General features: G+C 64.4%; 1 protein-coding gene. It reads right to left on the reverse strand.

Features of this window, described 5'->3' with window-relative positions; all coding sequences use genetic code 11:
• Nucleotides 1-202: 202 nt before the first annotated feature.
• On the reverse strand, nucleotides 203-1,108 hold the full coding sequence (gene lepB, locus ABZ624_RS43110; RefSeq protein ID WP_360101253.1) for a signal peptidase I: 906 nt from the start codon (nucleotides 1,106-1,108) through the stop codon (nucleotides 203-205).
• Nucleotides 1,109-1,399: the final 291 nt, after the last annotated feature.

Raw genomic sequence — 1,399 nt, forward strand, 5'->3', positions numbered from 1 at the left:
GGCTCAAGCCGGGCCCACTGCCCGTTCGTCAGATCCCCACGTCCCACAGGACGTGATCACCAACCAACAAGATCAACTTTCGCAACAGACCCTAGAGGCGCATTGGCTGGAACGAGATCGGCGGGCCCACAGTGACGATCTCGTGCGACCCGTGGGCACATGTGCTGGCCGGCGAGGGCGGCACTGGTGAGCAGCAGGAGGTTTACTGAGTCGCCGTCTGAGATGCGATCGCCGGGGCGGCGGACCGGGTGCCCATAAGCTGATGGAAGGTGCCCGGGACCGGCAGGGTGCTCCAGCGGCTGACCGGCCAGGCGACGACGATGGCGTGGCCGATGACCTTGTCCACGGAAACCATGCCGTGGTTCTTGTCGAACTGGTTATAGCGCGAATCACTCGAGTCTTGCCGGTGATCGCCCATCACCCAGATGTAGCCCTTGGGGACCTTCACCTTGAACTGGCCGCCCATGTCGTCGAAACTGCACGGCGTGTTACCGGGGTACACGTACGGCTCGTGCAGCGCGTGGCCGTTGACCAGCAGTGGTCCGGTCCCCTTGCACTCAACGGTGTCACCGCCGATGCCGATCACGCGTTTGATGAGGTCCTTCTCGTCCGCCGACGGCATCAGACCGATCCAGCTGAGAACCTTCTTCACTGGGCCAGGTCTCGGCGTCGGCTCGCCCGCCAGCCATGTGTCCGGGTCGTGGAAGACCACCACCTCGCCACGCGCGGGTTCGGAGCCGAACCACGGGGTCAGCTTGTCGACCAGGACGCGGTCACCCACCTGAAGCGCGTTCTGCATCGAGGCGGACGGGATCGAGAACGCCTGCACCAGAAATGTCTTGATCAGCAGCGCCAGCACCAGCGCGATGCACATCAGGATGGGCAGCTCCTTCCACAGCGAGCCGTGTTTCTTCGGCTTGGGGGAGACCTCTTCCGCCCTGGGGTTGTCGCTCGGGTCTTGCCCACCCGCTTCCCCGTCGTCGCCGGGCGCCTCGAAGCTCCTCCCGGGGGTCACGGCGCTGTCCGCAGCTGGGACGGCTGCCGCCACACGGCGTCCGCGCCCCTCATCGGCACTCCCGGACCGTGCGTCAACCGGCAGATCCCCCATGCCGACTCCTTACTCAGCTCAACCAACTCCTTTGCATCGTCCGGATATGCGAAACCGACTCGACGAGGGGGCATGGGCGGCCACGGCTCGTTTCCACTTGTGTGCCGGGTGGCGCCCTGCACCCGCTCCCTATATGACGCCACGACCAAGTGGACTATTACGCCGACCCGAGCGCCATTGAGTGTGACATGGAGCACAGTGAGCCTTTTCCAACCTGCCTCTGAGGTACGGCGGTTGGGCTGACAACGTGGTGAAGCCCCTGGTAGACGAGTTTTCGACCAAGAGAACCGT

The organism is Streptomyces sp. NPDC007205, assembly GCF_040634095.1.
Lineage (GTDB): Bacteria > Actinomycetota > Actinomycetes > Streptomycetales > Streptomycetaceae > Streptomyces.

What these genes read in the sequence shown, in the direction of transcription:
- lepB (WP_360101253.1), bottom strand. Translation starts at nt 1,108, where the DNA reads ATGGGGGATCTGCCGGTTGACGCACGGTCCGGGAGTGCCGATGAGGGG.